The organism is Magnetococcus marinus MC-1, assembly GCF_000014865.1.
Taxonomy (GTDB): domain Bacteria; phylum Pseudomonadota; class Magnetococcia; order Magnetococcales; family Magnetococcaceae; genus Magnetococcus; species Magnetococcus marinus.
Window position 1 is genome coordinate 1,361,534 of the sequence record NC_008576.1, and the last position, 18,782, is coordinate 1,380,315.

Annotated in this window: 6 protein-coding genes (1 of these 6 cut by a window edge); 4 read left to right on the forward strand and 2 right to left on the reverse strand. The window is 55.3% G+C overall.

What is annotated here, in order from left to right:
* A protein-coding gene (locus tag MMC1_RS21840; protein ID WP_041640852.1) for a putative Ig domain-containing protein crosses the window boundary here: on the reverse strand, positions 1-9,983 show its start. It extends 25,117 nt beyond the left edge of the window; 9,983 of the gene's 35,100 nt are visible here — the first part of the coding sequence; its start codon is at positions 9,981-9,983; its stop codon lies beyond the left edge, outside the window.
* A gap of 319 nt (positions 9,984-10,302) precedes the next feature.
* On the opposite strand from MMC1_RS21840, the gene MMC1_RS05605 reads away from it, so the two are divergent.
* Both MMC1_RS05605 and zapE read left to right on the forward strand, forming a co-directional pair.
* The gene (locus MMC1_RS05605; RefSeq protein WP_143711368.1) at positions 10,303-10,920 is read left to right on the forward strand and encodes a hypothetical protein; all 618 of its coding nucleotides are present in this window, start codon (positions 10,303-10,305) and stop codon (positions 10,918-10,920) included.
* A gap of 327 nt (positions 10,921-11,247) precedes the next feature.
* Positions 11,248-12,333: a cell division protein ZapE gene (gene zapE, locus MMC1_RS05610; RefSeq protein WP_011712771.1), complete on the forward strand. Its 1,086-nt coding sequence runs from the start codon at positions 11,248-11,250 to the stop codon at positions 12,331-12,333.
* Between the two features lie 23 nt (positions 12,334-12,356).
* Here zapE and MMC1_RS05615 read toward each other — a convergent pair whose 3' ends face one another.
* Positions 12,357-13,079: a DUF2927 domain-containing protein gene (locus MMC1_RS05615; protein ID WP_041640854.1), complete on the reverse strand. Its 723-nt coding sequence runs from the start codon at positions 13,077-13,079 to the stop codon at positions 12,357-12,359.
* 370 nt (positions 13,080-13,449) lie between these two features.
* Between MMC1_RS05615 and acs the strand changes: the two genes are divergently transcribed.
* Positions 13,450-15,570: an acetate--CoA ligase alpha subunit gene (gene acs, locus MMC1_RS05620; RefSeq protein WP_011712773.1), complete on the forward strand. Its 2,121-nt coding sequence runs from the start codon at positions 13,450-13,452 to the stop codon at positions 15,568-15,570.
* Positions 15,571-15,849: 279 nt separating this feature from the next.
* Positions 15,850-18,774: a PAS domain S-box protein gene (locus MMC1_RS05625; RefSeq protein ID WP_160162666.1), complete on the forward strand. Its 2,925-nt coding sequence runs from the start codon at positions 15,850-15,852 to the stop codon at positions 18,772-18,774.
* Positions 18,775-18,782 lie beyond the last annotated feature (8 nt).

Below are 18,782 nucleotides of genomic sequence, written 5' to 3' on the forward strand. Positions count from 1 at the left end.
TCGGTAGCCGTCACCTTAATGCTGAGGTTGCCAACATCCTCGTTGGTGGGGGTGCCACTAAAGGTTTTTGAATCGGCATCAAAGCTTATCCAACTGGGTAAGCTGCTGCCATCCACCAGGGTGGCGGTATAGGTTAGGGTGTTGCCGTCGGCATCGCTAAAGGTTGTTGTGGGCAGCGTGAACTCAAAGGGCGAGTCCTCAGTGGCCGTACGTAGTTCGCTGCCGGTGGCGCTTTCAATGGTGTTGGCCACGACCGGCGCGTGATTGGCGGTGGCCACGTCAAGGGTAAACAGATCCGATACCGATGCGGTGCCGTCACTGGCCGTTACCTTAATGGTATAGCTGCCTGCGCTGCTTGGGGTGCCGCTAAAGGTGCCTGTATCCGCATCAAACAGCAGCCAACTGGGCAGCGCACTGGTGCCGGTCGCCGTGACCTGTAGGGCGCTGTAGCTTAAAACATCGTTAAGGTCGGCGTCACTAAAGCTGCCGCTGGCTAAGGTGTATTCAAAGCGTACATTGGTATCCACCTGTTGATCCAGCAGGGCAATATCCAGGGTGGGGGTGTCGTTGGTCTCCACAACGGTTAGGTTGTAGACAACCGATGCGCTGGCTCCACTGGTATCGGTGGCGGTAATTTTAATACCCGTAACGCCGGCATCCCCATCGCTGGGGGTGCCACTGAGCAGGCCGCTGTTGCTATCAAAGCTCAACCAACTCGGTAAGGTACCGGTTGCGTTGAGTGCGGATACGGCGTAACTCAGGGTATCGGCATCGGCATCGGTAAAGATATTGGCCGTACCCACCAGCAAGGAGTAAGTTTCATCCTCAAGCACGGTGGTGTCGCTAAGAGCTGTGGTACTGGCAACCGGGGCGGCATTGGTGGTGCCAATGGTCAGCGCAAAACTGCTGCTGGACGTGGCGTTGCCGCTATCGGTGGCTGTGACGCGAACAATCAACAGACCCGTGTCGGTGCTGCTGGGCGTGCCGGTAAAGGTGCCGGTTGAGGCATCAAACACCAACCAACTGGGTAGCGCCGAACCATCGGGCTGGCTGGCACTCAGGGTGAGGGTATCTCCGACATCGGCATCGGTAAACGCACCGGTAGGCACGCTGTAGGAGAAGGGGCTGTTTTCTGTTGCACTTTGGGCGCTAAACAGCTCTGCCGAAACCGGGCTATCATTAATATCTGCCACCGTAAAGCTAAAGGCTGCCGAGCCGCTCAAACCGCTGCTGTCGGTGGCCGTGACTTTTAAACTAACCGAACCCACATCACCACTACCGGGTTGACCGCTAAAGGTGCGTGTATCAGCATCAAAGGTCAGCCAACTGGGCAGAGCTGAACCGTCAATGGCGCTGGCGCTGTAGGTGAGGGTGCCCCCTTCATCATCGGTAAAGGTGGTGCTGGCAAAACGGAAACTAAAACGGCTGCCCTGGGTGGCCGAAATGCTATCAAAAGCCCCTTGGTTGGCGATGTAAGGGGCCGTGTTGGTGCCGGTTACGGTGATGTTAAACACCTCGGAAACCGTCTCACCCGCCAAGTCTGTGGCGGTAAGAATAACCCCGGTAAGACCCACGTTGCTGGTGCCAGGATTGCCGGTAAAAGTGCCGGTATCGGCGTCAAAACTCAACCAACTGGAAGAGAGCGCGCTGCCATCGGCCAAGGTGGCAGAGAGGGTGAGGCTATCCCCCGCATCCACATCGGTAAAGGTGCCGCTGGCCAAAGCAAAGGTAAAGGTGCTGCCACTGGCGACAATTTGATCCTCAATGGCAATGGAGAGCTCTGGGGTATCGTTGTAGTTGACCACTTCCAATGTGGCAATTTTGCTGCCCAACGTGGTGCCTGCGCTATCTTTAGCAACCAATTTAAGCGCAATACTGCCCACATCGTCATTGGTGGGGGTGCCCGTGAAGGTAAAGCTTTGGGTGTCAAAATTAATCCAGCTTGGCAAAGCGCTACCATCAATCTGGGTGACGCTCATGGTGGTGGCGCTGCTGTCGCTGGTGATGTCACTCATCGCCACGCTGTAGGAGAAACTTAGATCTTCAACCGCCACCGGGTTGCCCTCGGTGGTGGTGAAAATGCCGTAGTTGTTACCGGTGTCCAGCCCGCTCAGGGTGCCGGAAAAGTGTTCCCAGGCGGCATCACTGCTCACGCTTAGGCTGCTGCTGCCGGTGACGTTGGTCAGATAGGCCGCCAAGGTGGTGTCGATGGCAAAATCGCTGACGCTCTGATCAAAATTGAGGGTGACGCCACTGGCAGCGGTAATGGCCGAACTGCTGATGGTAATGCCGTTTTCAGCATTGCTGTCTTCGTCCAACGTTTGCAAAAAGCGCAACATGTTGGTCACGGTGTCGAGATCGCCATTGCTGACAAAATCCAACGGGGTAATAATGCTGCTGGCGGTGACCGTACCTAGGATAATGTCACCGATGGAGAAGGTGACCGTATCCCCCGCGCTGTAGTTGAAATCACCACTGCTGCCGGTGGTGTAGAGGGTTTGATCGCCACTTACCTGATAGCTGATGCCGATAACCTCGCTATCCACAAAGGCACCGGTATAGGTTTCCGACACCAAAATTTGGAAGGTGTTGGAAACCGTGCCGCCATTGCCATCGCTGGCGGTTAACTTGACAAAGGTGGCCCCAATATCACCACTGCCTGGGGTGCCGCTAAAGGTGCCGGTATCAGCATCAAAGCTCAGCCATGTGGGCAGGGAGCCGCCACTGCTATTGGTGGCGCTCAGGGTTAGGCTGTCGCCATCCTCATCGGTAAACAGGTTGCTGGCCAACTGGTAGCTGAAGACCGTGTTTTGCACAATCTCCTGATTGGTTGCTGCCTGATTAACCACCGGAGCATCGTTGACGTTGCTCACGCTAATGGTAAAGGTCTGAGATGCCGTGGCCCCCGAAGGGTCGGTGGCGGTAATCACAATATCGGTGGAGCCCACATAGGCATTGGTGGGGGTACCGGTGAGCAGTCCGGTATCGGCATCAAAGGTCAGCCAACTGGGTAGGGCCGCCCCAGATAAGCCCGAGGCGGTTAAGACCAAGCTATCGCCATCGGCATCGGTAAAGGCGCTGGCGGCAATTTGGGTGGAAAATTTGCTGTCTTCAGTGGCGGCTTGATCGCCCAGGATGGTGCTGCCGACAACGGGGGCATTGTTGGGGGCCTGCACGGTAATATTAAAGCTGTCGTAGGCCGTGGCCCCGCTGCTGTCTGTTACCGTAACCTTAACCCCAAAGACCCCCACATCGCTGCTGCTGGCCAAGCCGGTAAAGGTGCGCGTGTCGGCATCGAAAGAGAGCCAACTCGGTAGCGAACCGCCTGCCAAAGCACTGACCGAATAGCTCAGGCTATCGCCGCTATCCACATCGGTAAAACCAGAGGCGCTCAAGGTGAGGTTGTAAGCGCTGCCATAGTCCACCAACTGGTCGGCAATATCGACGTTTTTAGTGGGGGCGTCGTTGGTATTGCTCACCGTCACGCTAAATGAGGTGGAGGCTTGTGCACCATCCGGGTCTGTGGCGGTCACTTTAAACTGGTAGCTGCCCACATGATCATTGCTGGGTGTACCCACGAAGGTGCGGGTTGCGCCATCAAAGCTCACCCAACTGGGTAGCGATGAACCGTCCAGTAGGGTCGCGCTGTAGGTTAGAGTGTCACCATCGGCATCGGTAAAGGTGCTGCTGTTTACCTGATAGCTGAATGCGCTGTCTTCATTGACGCTCTGATTACTCAGTGTACCGGCTGTTACAGGGGTGTTGTTAGGGGCTTTGACCGTTAGGCTAAAGGCGTCAGAAACCGTGCTACCACTGCTGTCGGTGGCGGTAACACGCACATTGATGGTGCCTGCATCACTGCTGCTGGCGGTGCCAGAAAAAGATTGACTGGCACTGTCAAAGGTTAGCCATGTGGGCAGATCGGCCCCACTGGCCAAAGAGGCGCTGTAGGTTAAACTATCCCCTGTATCCACATCGGTAAAGCTGCTGCTCTCCATGGTGTATTGGAAAGCGCTATCGTAAGCGGTGGTTTGATCCTCCAAGCTAACACTGACCACCGGCGCGTCATTAACATTGGCCACCGTTAAGGTAAAGGCGTCTGAAACCTCGTTGCCACGGCTATCGGTAGCCGTCACCTTGACGTTAAGGCTGCCCGTGTCGCTGTTGCTGGGGGTGCCGCTAAAGGTACGAGTATCCCCATCAAAGATCAGCCAACTGGGCAGTGCTCCGCCCCCCGCCAGGGTGGCGCTATAGGTTAGGGTGTCGCCATCGGGGTCACTAAAGGTTGTGCTGGCTAGGGTATAGCTGAAAATGGTCTCTTCCGTGGCGTTTTGATCCGCAATGGCGGTATTGAGGATCGGCGCATCGTTGGCTGTTAAGACCACAATATTAAAGCTGTCAGAGGCGGTGGCCCCAGAACCATCGGTGGCGGTCAATTTAAGAGACAACGTGCCTACGTCGCCCACCGCAGGGGTGCCGCTGAGGGTAAGATCCGTGGCATCAAAGGTGAGCCAACTGGGTAAATTGCTGCCATTGGCCAGAGTAAGGCTATAGGTCAGGCTATCTCCAGCATCGACATCGCTAAAAGCGCTGCTGCTTAACTGTAAGAAAAAGGCATCGCTCTGCTCCGCACTGGCATCGGCCACGGCACTTTGCAGGGTTGGGGCATCGTTGGTATTGGCAATCGCCAGAGAAAAAGTATCCGAGGCGGTGGCGCCCTTTTTATCGGTGGCGGTAACCACGACCTGAAGCGTGCCCACATCGCTATTTACCGGAGTGCCGAAAAAGGTGCGTGTGTCGGCATCAAAAGTCAGCCAACTCGGCAAAGCGGAGCCATCGACTTGCTGGGCAGAGTAGGTAAGCGTATCGCCTGCATCGCTGTCGTTAAAGCTGGTGCTAGGCACGCTGAACAGAAACACCTTGTCTTCCGTCGCGCTCTGGTCGTCCAGTGCATTGGCCAACGTGGGGGTGGTGTTGGGCGCTTCAGCGGTGATGGTAAAGACATCGGAAACCGATTTAATACCATCGCTGGCGGTGACCTTAAGGGCATAACTGCCCAGATCATTGCTGGTAGCGGTGCCATAGAGGGTGTGGGTGTCGCTGTTAAAGGAGAGCCACGCAGCCCCTGCGCTTAATGTCTGCCCATTGCTCAACTGAACACTGTAGGTCAGGGTGTCCCCGTCCACGTCGGTAAAGGCGGTGCCGGGAATGGTGTAGCTGAAATAACTGGACTGGGTTGCCGTCTGATCGACAATGGCATTGCTCAGGACCGGGCCATCGTTGGTGTTAATGACGGTAATGCTAAAAGTGTTGCTCACGCTGGCGCCACGGCTATCGGTGGCAATTACTTTAAGGTCAAGATTGCCCACATAGTCATTGGTGGGTGTGCCGGTAAAGGTGCGCGTGGTGGCGTCAAAACTCAACCAAGTGGGCAGCGTGGTGCCGCCGACCTGTTGCGCGGTATAGGTAAGGGTGTCGCCGTTGGCATCGGTAAAGCTGCTCAGCGCAAACTGGTAGCTAAAATAGGCATCCTCATTAACCGTTTGGTCCACTAAGGTAGCCGCGACAACGGGGGCGTCGTTTTGTGCGAGAATGTCCAGGAAAAACAGATCAGATACCGATTTGCTGCTACTGTCGGTTGCCGTGACCAACACCGCTAACTGACCCACATCGCCGCTGGTGGGGAAACCGCTAAAGGTTTGGGTATCCCCATCAAAGCTTAACCAACTGGGTAAGGCGTCGCCGTTTAGCAATTTGGCCGTGTAAGTCAAACTGTCCCCAGCATCCACATCGGTAAAACTGCCCGTTGGAATAGTGTAACTGTAGCTGTTGAGGCTGCTGATGCTCTGGTCGCTGATCGCTTGAGCAATGGTCGGCGCATCATTGGTATTGTTGACGGTGAGGGTAAAGGTGTCGGAAACCGATTGCCCATAGGTGTCGGTGGCCGTAACCTTAACCCCAATGCCGCTGGACAAATCGTCATTGGTGGGGGTGCCGCTAAAGGTGCGGGTTGCCTCATCAAAATTGAGCCAACTGGGTAGGGCCGAGCCATCCAAAAGGGTGGCGGTATAGTTAAGGTCATAGTCCCAGCCATCGGTGTCACTAAAGGCGGTGCTGGGGATCTGAAACAGGTAATAGCTGTCCTCTGTGGCAACTAGGGAGGCCGCAGAGCTCTCCTCAATGGGTGTGCTTACCACCGGTGCGCTGTTTTCGGGCTGCACCACCATGAAAAAATAGGCCGTTTTAGAGGCTCCCGAGGGGTCGGTGGCGGTAATCTGTACACCCAGCGCTGTGCGGGCGTAATCGGCGGTGGGGGTGCCGCCAAAGGTCGCCGTGACGCTATCAAACACCAACCATGTGGGCAGTGGATTGTTGCCAATTAAGCTGGCGCTGTAGGTCAGGGTGTCGCCATCTGGATCGCTAAACACCTGCGAAGCATCCACCGACAGCACGCTGTTGACAAACACCTGTTGGCTGTTGATGCCGTTGCTGATAATGGGGGCATCGTTGGTGTTGTCCACCGTCAGGGTGTAGCTGCCCGAGGCCTTGTCACCCCGTGGGTCAGTAGCGGTCACCTTGACGCTGATGGTGCCAACATCCTCATTGAGCGGTGTGCCGCTAAAGGTACGGGTATCTTTATCAAAAACCAGCCAGCTGGGCAGTGCGCTGCCATCCAACAGGGTGGCACTGTAGGTCAATTTATCGCCATCGGCATCGGTAAAGGCCGCTGCGTCAATGGTGTAGCTAAAGGCGCTATCTTCCAATACGCCCGTTTGATCAAGCAAGGTGTCTGCCACATAAACGGGGGCGTTATTGGGGGGGGCGACCACAATTTGAAAGGTGTCGGTGGCGGTGGCACCGCTGCCATCGGTGGCGGTCACTTTAATGGTTAGGGTGCCTTGGTCGCTAAGCGCAGGTGTGCCGCTGAAGGTCTGTGTGGCACTGGTAAAGGTGAGCCAGCCCGGCAAAATCGCGCCCGAGGCCAGCGCGGCGGTATAGGTGATGTTATCCCCACTGTCCACATCACTAAAGCTGCCGCTGGGAATGGTGAACTCAAACGCGGTGGTGCCATCGGCATCCGCCGTTTTATCTTCCAGGTTGGTAATGAGTACCGGTGCATCGTTGACATTGCTGATGGTCAGGGTAAAGGTGTCACTTACCGAGGCGCTCTCTGGGTCGCTTACCGTGACTTTAACCAACAGGGTGCCCACCTGACTGTTGTCTGGTGTGCCGCTAAAGGTACGGGTGCTGCTGTTAAAACTCAACCAACTGGGCAGGGCTGAACCATCGCTTTGGGTGGCGCTGTAGGTGAGGGCGTCATTGTCGGCATCGGTAAACAGACCCGTTGGGATCTGGTAGACAAAGCTGGCATCTTCATTTACCCCTTGGTCGGGGATCGCAGAGGCGACAACAGGCACATTATTGGCCGCCTTCACGCTCATGGTAAATTGAGCAGAGGCGCTTAAACTGCCGTCGGATGCCGAAACAACAACGGTATGCACCGCTTCGTCCCCGCTGGCGGGTGTGCCAGTGAGGATGCCTGTGCCGCTATCAAAGCTCATCCAACTGGGTAGGTTTGCGCTGCCATTGATCGTCAGGCTATAGCTCAGGGTGTCGTTATCCACATCACTGAACAGGCTGCTGCCCAAATTCAACTCGGTGGGGGTGCCATCCAACGTGACAACCTGATCCCCCAAAGTGGTGATGAGCTGAGGGGCATCGTTGATGTTGTTGACCACCAACTGCATGTTGGTCGAAACCGATCCGTTATATTGGTCGGTGGCCGTGACAGACAGGGTTATGGTGCCCACATCACTATTGGTCGGGGTGCCGCTAAAGGTGCCAGCGCTGCTGAGTGTCAACCAATCGGGCAGGGCGGCACCGCCACTCAAGGTGGCGCTGTAGGTTAGGATAGCGTCGGCATCCAGATCCGCGAAAGCGTTGCTTGGTATGCTGTAGCTGAAGGCTGAGCCTTGATCGACGCTGCCATCGCTTACCCCTTGATCCACCACCGGTATGTTATTGGGATCGCGGGTGGTGATGGTCAAGGTTTTATAGGTGGCGGTACCCTCATCGTCCACCGCAACCGCACCACTAGCATCGTGTGCCGTTAGGTGAAGCGTGAAACTTTGAGCGCCCGAGAGACCATCCCCATAGGTCGGTTCTGTGACTAGAGTTTGCACACCATCCAGGTCCACAAAGCGAATCCAACTGGGTAGGGGATCGCCGTTTTCCAAAGTGGCCGTCCAGGTAAGGGTGTCGTTGCTGTCCACGTCGGTAAACAGTGCGCTGTTGAGGGCGATCTGAACCTGTTTGGCACCAATCTCTACCTCAAGGCTCTCTTCATTGGTCAGGGTATCCAGCTTGGTCTCATAGCTATCGTCGGCTGCCGCCTCATAGCTGGTGAAGACGGCAGCCCCTTCTGCGATGAGCGGGGCGTCGTTAACCGGGGTGACGCTTAAATCGAGGACCAGGGCATCCTGAACACCAGAGACACCAGAGACATAGAACTCAAAGCTGATTTGGCCGTTGTTGCCATCGGTATCATTGGGTTGGCCTGACAGGATCCAATAGCCTGACACTTCGCTTTGGTAGAGCTCAAAGCGGTCTGCGGCATCACCCTGCACCACCATCTCGATCTCAAGATCCTCGACATCGTTGCCATCGCCCAAATCAATATAGTCGCCGGCGTAGAAGCTGAATTGATAACCGCTATCCTCAATGATCTCCGGCATGGCCAACTGAATAAGCGCCGTGCCATCTTCGTCATAGAGCCACAACGGCGTATCGGTCGCGGGGGTGTAGGTGTCATAAAATTCGATGGTGTTGCCATCGTCGTCTTCGCCAAAATCGAGCAAGAAGTCCAGCAACTCTTGATCCAGATCCCCCAGCTCAAAATAGCCCGTGTCTTCCAGTTGCTCGGTAATGTCCAACAGGTCGGCCAACTGTTCGTCGGTTAGGCCCTCTTCACCCTCGGTGGGGATAAGCCCCTCTTCGCCTTCACCGGCCGCGTCGCCCTCTTTGCCCTCGTTTTGCCCATTTTTCGCCTCTTTGGGTAACTGGTCGGGCAGACTCTCTTGAAAACGTTGCAACAGTTGGGTTGGGGCACGGAAAACTGGCTCTGGGCGTGCGCCCAAGGTAACCGCCGTGGCTTGGCCCGGTTCGGTCAGGGAGACCACGCCATTGCCGAAGGGGTCTGAAATCTCCAAAATGCCCGCAAGATGGACCACGGTGGTTTGGCCCGATTCATTGACCTCGCCTTGCAGTTCGGAGCCTCGCACCGCAATCATAGCCGAGGGGGTGCGAATGGTGGTGTGGGCTTGCGCGTGCAATTTGCCGACACCGCCCGATTTGTAGCTGAAGAGCCCTCCTAGCACCGTGGCATTAAATTTGCCTTCGCCCGCTTCGGGATGGTAGATCAAGCTCTCCATGGCCGCTTGACCCTGTTCACCGATCTGAAAACTGCCGCCGTCAATGAGCTTGAGTTGGACCTGACCGGTGGTGGTACGAATGACATCCCCCGCATAGATAGGGTCGCCTTCGCCAACCAGACGCAGAGAGCCATCTGCACCTTTGACCACCACCTTGCCTGCCAATTGGGCAATGTTTGCCACCAGTTCCAAATCCACAGAGCCGCTTAGCGAAGGGTCGCTGAGCATGGCTGGCCCCGCCACCATCGACAAGGGACTGGGGGTGTTAGGCAAGAGCATCTGCACCATCTCTGGCAACAGGCTGGTGCCGCCGTTAAGGCTTTGCAGCACCGGTGTTTGTGGGGCGTCAAAATAGCCAGCAACCAGCAGGCGTTTACCATCGACCCCGGTGATCAGCAGGTCCGCGCCTTCCCGGGCAAAATCGCCTCGGGAGAGCAGGGAGGCATCCTGAATTTGGATGATGCCATCCACCGCAGCGGCGGCCGCTTGGGGGTATGCGTTGGTATCTTCAATATTGCGTTGCCACATAGTGGCGTCGACATGCTTGCTCATGGTTGGCTCGATCCTGGCAAAGCTGCGTGACAGCGAAAACTTTATTTTCAAAAGGTTATGCGCACTGTTTGGGTGTGTCTAACCCCGGGTTCAACGATCCCGATTATAAAATACCATACACTGAGTGGAAAATAGATGGTAAAAGTCGCGGTGATGCACCATGAAAAATATCCCTGGAACCCTTGTAGCGCCTAAGGATCAAAGGCTAGACGGGCATGTAAATATAAATCCAGTTTAGGGTGTCAGGGTTTGGCTAAGGAGGCACAGTATGCCCCAGCGGGTGGTTGGATTCGACATTTTTTGGGGGTGGAGATTAGACATGCGTTTCTTGTTGGGGGTCGTATTATCTCTATTGGTTGGCTGCACGGCACTGCCCCAGTATGAGCCGCGCCCCATGGAGCAACTGGTGGTGGTGCTGGAGAGTGGCAAGCGCGTGCCGTTGAGCGATCTATTGCCAAAACCCGTGATGGCTGCTGCGGCAACGTTGCCAGGGGATGGCGTGGGGCTTGATTCATTGGAAGAGAATCGAGACTCTCTGCGGCGTGCTTACGAAAAGGTGGGTTGGGGGAGTCTATTGACCCGTATGGATCTTGCCCGCGTCCCTTTTATTGAACGCTGCCTGCATTACGACCTGAATGGCGATTATTTGGTGGATCAATGGGAATTCCAACAAGCCTGGGTGGTGTGGGGGGCTGAGCTGGCCTTGGGGGAGAAATTGCCCCCCGGCGCGTTGCAGTGGCAGCACGATGGGGTGCAGACGCCACTGAACGGTTTGGCGCTCTCTAATTGGGATAGCCGACGTTTGCGCTACTGGCTAGAGATGTTAGGACAGCAGCAGCCCGCAGCCGAGGTGGCGCGGACCCTCGATGCGGTAAATCTACTGATAGAGTCCAGCAAACCCCGCTACGAATATGGCGATGACAGCCCCGTATCCTGAAGGTGCATCGCTGGTGCGGCTGCCCGCTTGTGCGGCAGTCGCGGGTAAAACGAGGCGAGAAATGCGCTGGCCAATGTGATTCACAACATAAAACACAAAGAAATACTGTAATAAATGAAATGAATGCTACGTATCTGAAATGTTGATTGGCCTATAAAGCCCTGTTTGGGGTATGCTTGGTTCATCTAGGGGTGTACCTGTGTCTGCTAAGATGCTTTAGCAGCGACGTTGATGACTGGGAAGGGTCGTTAATATGGGGTGTGCTCGCACGTGTTGCCAACACCTTGGATGGTGTAAAAGGGTGTAAACACCCGCTGGAGAGTCGCTATGTCACGTATGCCAACCATTACACCAACGGACCTGTTCAGTGCCCGGGTTCAGGCGGGAACGCTGCGTGATGATGTGGATCAGGTGGCGGTTTTGCCACAGTTGGATCTGTTGGCTGAGCGTATGAACCAACCTGTGGAACGGGTTGAAAAACGTGGTCTGCAAATCTGGCGTCCGTTGGAGGGGAAAAAGAGTCCACGGGGGCTCTATCTGCATGGTCCGGTGGGGCGGGGCAAATCCATGTTGATGCAGCTTTTATTCGACGCCGCAGCGGTCTCTGCCAAGCGTCGGGTGCATTTTCATCCGTTTATGGAAGAGTTGCACCAGCGCATGCACCGCTGCAATCCCCCGCGGGGCATTGATATGCTGGATTATATTGCCAGTGAGCTCTCCCAGGAGACCCGTCTGCTCTGTTTTGACGAATTTTTTGTCACCAATATCGGCGATGCCATGCTGCTGGGGCGCTTGCTGGAGTCGCTGTTCAAGTGCGGTGTAACCCTCTGTGCAACCAGTAATTGGGCGCCGGAAAATCTTTTTCAGGGTGGCTATAACCGGCTAAGTTTTATCCCTTTCTTAAAAATTTTACAGCAGAATGTGACCATTTTGGATTTGGCCCATGGGGTGGATTGGCGGCGCAATCCGCTGACCGATGGCAGCGAGGGCGAGCTCCAGACGTTTGATCAAATTTTTGAGAGCTGCACCGCCGAGCAGCCCACCCCACGGGTGATCCGGCTCAAAAAAGAGGAGATGACGGCGGTTGCTGCGGCCAATGGCTGTTACTGGTTTGATTTTGCGGAGCTCTGCCAGCGTAGCCTTGGGCGCACCGAATATTTGGATCTGTGCAGCAAGGCTCAGGTGGTACTGCTGTCGGATATCCCTGTGCTTACCGAAGAACTCTCCGACCCCGCCTTGCGCATGGTGGTGTTGATCGACCTGCTGTATGAACACGGCATCCCGATGCGTATTGACGCGGCCGCCCCGGTGGATGAACTCTGTACCGGAGGGCCAGTCTCCTTTACCTATCAGCGTACGGCCTCGCGGTTGTATGAGTTGATGCGTAAACCTTTGCCCGAGGTGGCGGCTTAACCCTGCGTTGGGGGCGGTGCGTCCTACCAGAGGGGTCGTTTAATCGGTCCGCTTTTCAGGATGGCGCGAAACTGTGTCATGGCCTCATCCTTAGATAGGCCAACCTGCATGCGGGGATCGTAGAGGGCGCGCAGCAGAAAGCTATCCTGTAAGCTGGGCTGGCTCATGCTGCACTGGTTATTAAAGATGGAGGGGCGCACCGCATCGCTATCATTGGGTAGTCCCATGACCTGATTGAGCTCTTCTAAAATACAGTTATCCACACCACGATCTGGGCCATTGCGATCAATGACCACATAGCCCCGTATAATCTCCGAACGGCTATTTTTGGCCGTAATAAAAAAACAGACACCATGTTTCACCAGGGTTTGCAGCAGTGGCTGGCTGACCCCCGGCAGTTTAAGATTGGCCATCTGGCTGCGCTCCACATAGAAGAGATGGAGACCGGCGGAGCCTTTTTCTTGGCCTTTAAGGTGTTTAAAGGCCAATCCCGTTAGATTAGAGATGCGGGTTAGGTGTACCTTGGTCCACTCAAGCTGCTCTTTTTTGGGGGTGCCATGGATGGCCAAGGTGACCGCGTGACCGCTGGGCCATTTGCTTAAACGCTGTGGGGCGGCCACCTCTTTATATTCCGACTGAAACACCACCTCTTCAAAAAAACGCTCCATTTGCGCTTGGCTGGCTGCCTGTAGCGGGTAGGGTAGCAGCAGTAGCCATAAAATAAAGAGGGCACGTAGATCCATCATGGGGGAGCTCCTGTCAAAATAGAGGTTGCACTTTATCATAGCGGCTCCTGATCCTGTGCGGGGATTTTTTTAGGCTGAAACCGCAATGAGCACGGAGCCCACGTGTTGGCCGCTGCCAAAAGCGTCTTATGTTTTTAATCTTTATAGAAAAAGTTTCAGGGGTTGCCCTGGGTTCGTGGAGGGTGCGCCCTTATGTCGCAAACGTGGTTAAATTGTCGCCAAGCCGTTACATCAGTGCCCCTAGTTTTTCGTAAGCAAGGGGTATAGTGTGCGGCTTACTAGGGAAGTTGAGCCCTGCGGTTGCGTTTCAACCGTTTTGTGGTGGTCACACCCAAGAATTTACTGAACCTGAATGCGGAGTGTGCCGAGCATGCATGACAATTTGGATGCCATTTTTAATCCCCAGTCTATTGCAGTGGTTGGGGCCAGCAACCGTCCCGGTAGTGTGGGGCACGCTATCTTTTCCAACCTGTTGGGTACCTTTCAAGGGGTGATCTACCCGGTCAATCCGCGTAACATGGCGGTGTTGGGGGTACGGGCCTACCCTTCAGTGGCTGAGCTGCCTGAAACGGTGGATTTGGTGGTGGTGGTGGTACCCACTGCCCAGGTTGCTGCGGTGGTGGATGAGGCCGGTCAACGTGGGGTACGCGGTGCCATTGTGATTACCGCAGGTTTTAAAGAGGTGGGCGGCGAAGGTCTGGAGCATGAAAACCACCTTAAAGCGGTGGTGGCTAAACATGGCATGGCCCTGGTGGGGCCCAACTGCCTGGGGGTGATTAATGCCCACAATTCGGTGCGCATGAATGCCAGCTTTGCCACCAAAAGCCCCAGTGCAGGCAACATCGCTTTTATCTCTCAATCGGGGGCGCTCTGTACGGCTGTATTGGATTATGCCATGGGGCGCAACATTGGCTTTTCCAAATTTATCAGCTTTGGCAACAAAGCCGATGTCACCGAGTGCGACCTGCTGGAGTATCTGAAAGATGATCCCGATACCGATGCCATCTTGATGTATCTGGAAGATGTGAGTGATGGTCGGCGCTTTATCGAAACCGCCCGTCGTGTGGCCTGGGAGAGCAAAAAACCGATGCTGGCGATTAAATCCGGCACCTCGGCTGAGGGTAAAAAGGCGGCGACTTCTCACACTGGGGCGTTGGCTGGCTCTGAAGCGGCCTATGATGCCATTTTCTTGCAGAGTGGCATTCAACGGGTCGAGACCATTAGTGAGCTGTTTGAATATGCGCAAGGCTTTAGCCAGCAGCCGCTACCGAAGGGTAACCGCATCGCCATTGTTACCAATGCCGGTGGTCCGGGCATTATGGCCACCGATGCACTGGAGCGGCACGGCTTGCAGTTGGCGACCCTCTCCGACGCCACCAAAAGCCGCTTGAAAGCCAAACTTCCCCCTACCGCCAACATCAACAATCCGGTGGATGTCATTGGGGACGCCCACCATGATCGCTATGAAGCGGCCCTGGATTTGGTGCTGGCCGATGAGGGTGTGGATGGGGTGGTGGTGATTTTGACCCCCCAAGCCATGACCGATGTGCTGGAAACCGCCCAGATTGTGCCCCGTGCCAGCAGCCGAGGTAAGCCGGTGTTGTGCGCCTTTATGGGGGTTATGGATGTGCAAGAAGGGGTGGCCTATCTGCGTAACCATGGTATCCCCAACTATGAGTTTCCTGAAGCCGCCGTGCGGGCCATGGCGGCCATGTCGCGCTTTAGTGAGCGGTTGCACTATCAACGTCGGCACGCAGCCCCGCAGTTTGATGTGGACTTGGGCAAAGTTCAGCAGTTGATCGAGGGTTTTCTGGGGGAGGCCGATAGCCGCCTGTTGCACCAAGCGGAAGCGGGGCAGATTATGGCCGCTTATGGTTTGCCGGTCTTGAAAAACGGTTTGGCAACCTCCCTGGAAGATCTGGAGCGGGTTTTGGATGAGGTGGGTCTGCCGGTTGCCATGAAAATCAGTTCGCCGGATATTGTGCATAAGAGCGATGCGGGCGGCGTGATGATTAAGCTTAAAACGCGGGAAGCCGCCCGCGAGGCGTTTACCACCATTGTCGCCAACGCCAAGGCGTATGATGCAAACGCCAGAATCACCGGGGTCTATGTTGAGCAGATGGCGAAAAAAGGGGTTGAGGTGATTTTGGGTTCATCCCGTGATCCTAAATTTGGCCCGCTGGTCATGTTCGGTTTAGGTGGGGTGATGGTCGAGGTGTTTAAGGATGTGACCTTCCGTCTGGCCCCTATGTGGGAGATTAGTGCAGAGCGCATGGTGCAAGAGGTCAAAGCCTATAAAATTTTACAAGGGGTGCGGGGCAACCCTGCGTCGGATGTCGAGTCTATTCGTGAGGCGATTTTGCGAGTGTCACAAATGCTCACGGATAATCCGCAGATTCAGGAGTTGGATATCAATCCCATGATCGTGCACGCCGAGGGTTTGGGGTCGGCGGTGGCGGATTGTCGTATGGTGATTGAGCGACGTCGTTAAACCGTTGCTATAAATCTTCTATAAAAGCCCGCTAAAGCAGCCTTTAGCGGGCTTTTATTTGGGTGATTAGGAACGATTCTTAATCGGCCCTATTGCTGCTGGTAAGCGGGCGGAAATTAAGGTAACGTGACCGGTAGAGGGGGTAGTGTCCCGTTTTGGTTGCTTTTGGCTGAATGGGCCAGCAGGGTGAGGGGGATACTATGGTCGTGGCATGCTTGTGAAGGTCGCTTTACATAGAAAGTAGGGTCTTAGCCCGTGATGTTTTCGTGGAAATGGGTTGTGGCAACCATCTTGGCACTGACGGTGTTGGTCAGTCTGTTGGTTGCGAGCCATTATTACTATCTGGAGCAGAGCAATCGCGATGCGTTGAGCCAGCGGGCGGGTTCGACGGTGCAACTCTTATCCATAGCGGCTCACCGTGCGGTGTTGTCGGAGGATCTGAATACCCTAAAAGATCTCGCACGACAGGCTTTTAAACAGCCGGATGTCAGTTACTTTACCATCCAGGATGCGGATGGACATTTTTTGCTGTTTCAGGGGCGTGATGGGATCACCCAGGAAAACTATAAAAAGCGTGCGGACATGGCCCACGCCGTCGCCATTATTAAAGAGAGCGGCTATATTTTTGCGATGGTCGAGTTGGGTCTTTCTCGTGCCCAGATGCAGCAGGTGGTCAACCGTGCCATGCTGTGGAGCTGGAGTGTCGGGGGGGGGCTGTGGCTATTGGGCTGCTGTGCCATTTTAGTGGTTGGTTGGCGGTTGGGTCGGGGGGAGTTGCGCTATCATGGGCTGTTTGCCAATCACACCGCCATTAAACTGCTGGTGGACCCTCAAAATGATTACCGAATCATTGATGCCAACGGGGCGGCAGAGCAATTTTACGGGTATAGTCGGCAGCAGCTCTGCGGTTTAAAAATAAGCCAAATCAATGTGCTGTCAGAGCTGGAAATTGTTCATGAAATGGCAAATGCCAGCCGGGAGGGGCGCGACTATTTTTTCTTTCGCCACCGGTTGGCCAACGGTGAAGAGCGTGAGGTGGAGGTGCACTCTGGCCCAGTATTGCTGGATGGCCGCACCATTCTTTACCAAATCGTACATGATGTAACCCAGCGGCGGCGCACAGAGCAGGAGCTGGAGCGGAGTCGTACGGAGCTGGAACTGGCTAATCGGCGTTTACATACGGTGTTGGACGGGCTGGAAGCCACGGTCTTTGTGGCAGACAGTCGCACCTTGCAGGTGCTCTATGTTAACCATGCCATGTGGGGTCTGGTGGGGGATGTGGTGGGGCAGAGTGTGACCCGGTTGTTTAGTCGCGGTGGAGAAGCGGCCCCCGTTGAATTTTGGCAGCCCCAACAGCTTTGGCCCAAGTTGGGGGAGCATGCTACCCGCGAATATCAACACCCCCTGGATGGTAAGTGGTATCTGGCCCATATTCATGGTGTTGAGTGGTGCGATGGACGGCTGGTGCGTCTGGAAATTGCCACCGATATTAGTCGTCTTAAAGAGTCCCAGCGGGCCATCCACCAAGCGATGGAGTTGGCCGAGGCATCCGATCAAGCCAAGGGTGTGTTGTTGGAGACGGTTAGTCATGCCTTTGTGCAGCCACTGCAACAGATTGTGCAGCTGTTGTCGGTCATTCGTGAAGATCCCCTCCTAAACCAACAGGGACACCGGGTGGTTGCCATGGAGCGGGTGGTCGCGCAGCTCAATGCGCGCATTCAGGATCTACACGCGCTCAGTCAATTACAGGGACAAAGTGCTGCGGGATTGGAGCGTGTGCCGTTTCGTTTTGGGCCGCTGCTCGAGCGGTTGCGAGGCTACGATTCTATGGTGGCTCTTGCAGAGAGGGGAGCACAGGTTGTTTTGGATTTGGATGATGCCGCCGCCGATCAGCGCTTTATGGGCGACCCTGGCCGCTATCTTCAGTTGTTGAGTGCTCTGTTACGGATCTACACCCTGGGGGATCCTAGCGGGCGTATTGTGCTACGGTTGCTCATTGCCCAAATGGAGGGGTTGGAGACGACTGTGCATTTGGAGGTTTTGCCAGAGCAGCAGGGTGTAACCAAAAAGTCGATGCTTTACAGACCTTTATTGCTCAATCCTCACGTTGTTGAGGGGGGTGAGCTGGCGTTGTTGTTGGTGGTGCGGTTGGCCGAGTGGTTGGGTGTTTCTGTGGATATTGCCCACGAGGGGGAGGGCTTGCCCGCTTTTCGGTTGCGGTTTCGATTGACGGTCGTGGAGCACGCCTCCTACCCTGAAAGCGTGGATGGGCCGCACCTTGTAAATGTTGCCACCACCTTCGTAGCGAGCGCTTTGCCTGAATATCCCGCAATGGGTGAGTTGCCCGCTGGGGTGGGTCATGCAGAGGTGATCAGCCATCTTGGGGTTGGCCATGGAGGGGGGCTTTACCAAAGGCCCTTAAAGCTGTTGCTGATTGAGGATGATCTGCCCAATCAACTCTCTATGCGTAAGCAATTGGAGGATCGTGGGCACCACGTGTTTCTCGCACAGACCGGGCCGGAGGGGCTGGCTTTGGCTCAAGTTGAAACATGGGATTTCGTGTTGGTGGCGCATCCCGTGGCTGGTATGAGCGGGCTGGAAGTGGTGCAGCAGTTGCGCCAAGCAGAGGGTGAGCAGGATGCAGAGTCGGTGCCTGTGGTGGTCATGTTGGTAGAGGTAACACGCCAAATGGTCGAGGCGTCTCATCAGGCCGGTGGAGACGAGGTGTTGGCAAAGCCCGTTAACACGGAACGGTTAACCGCCTTGATCCGGCGTTTTACAGGGACAAAAGAGCAGGCGCCAGAGATATCCGACCCTATGCAGGAACTTGAGATGACACAACAGCTAAATTATGCGCATTTGGATAATCTGTTGGCGGAGATGTCTCTTGAGGCATTTCAGAAGCTTTCGAGCCGTTTTGAGCAAAATGCCCTGGGCTATTTACAAAAAGCGGCGGAGGGGTTGCAAGCCAGGGATGAAACGGCGGTACATGTGGCGTTGCACACTTTGGCGGGTTCTGCGGCAAGCTTTGGCTTGGCCGAGTTGGCGGAGCGCATGCGTCATGCCAGCCACCAAACGGTCGAAGCGGATGGTGTTCGGTTAGAGAGTGAAATTTTACAAGCGCGGGCGGAACTCTCTATCGGTATGCAGGAACTAAGCGCTTATGTGGCGGCAAAACTGGGTGACCATGCAGAACCGCAATAAAGGGTGGA

What these genes read in the sequence shown, in the direction of transcription:
- MMC1_RS05605 (WP_143711368.1), top strand. Translation starts at nt 10,303, where the DNA reads ATGCGTTTCTTGTTGGGGGTCGTATTATCTCTATTGGTTGGCTGCACG.
- zapE (WP_011712771.1), top strand. Translation starts at nt 11,248, where the DNA reads ATGTCACGTATGCCAACCATTACACCAACGGACCTGTTCAGTGCCCGG.
- MMC1_RS05615 (WP_041640854.1), bottom strand. Translation starts at nt 13,079, where the DNA reads ATGATGGATCTACGTGCCCTCTTTATTTTATGGCTACTGCTGCTACCC.
- acs (WP_011712773.1), top strand. Translation starts at nt 13,450, where the DNA reads ATGCATGACAATTTGGATGCCATTTTTAATCCCCAGTCTATTGCAGTG.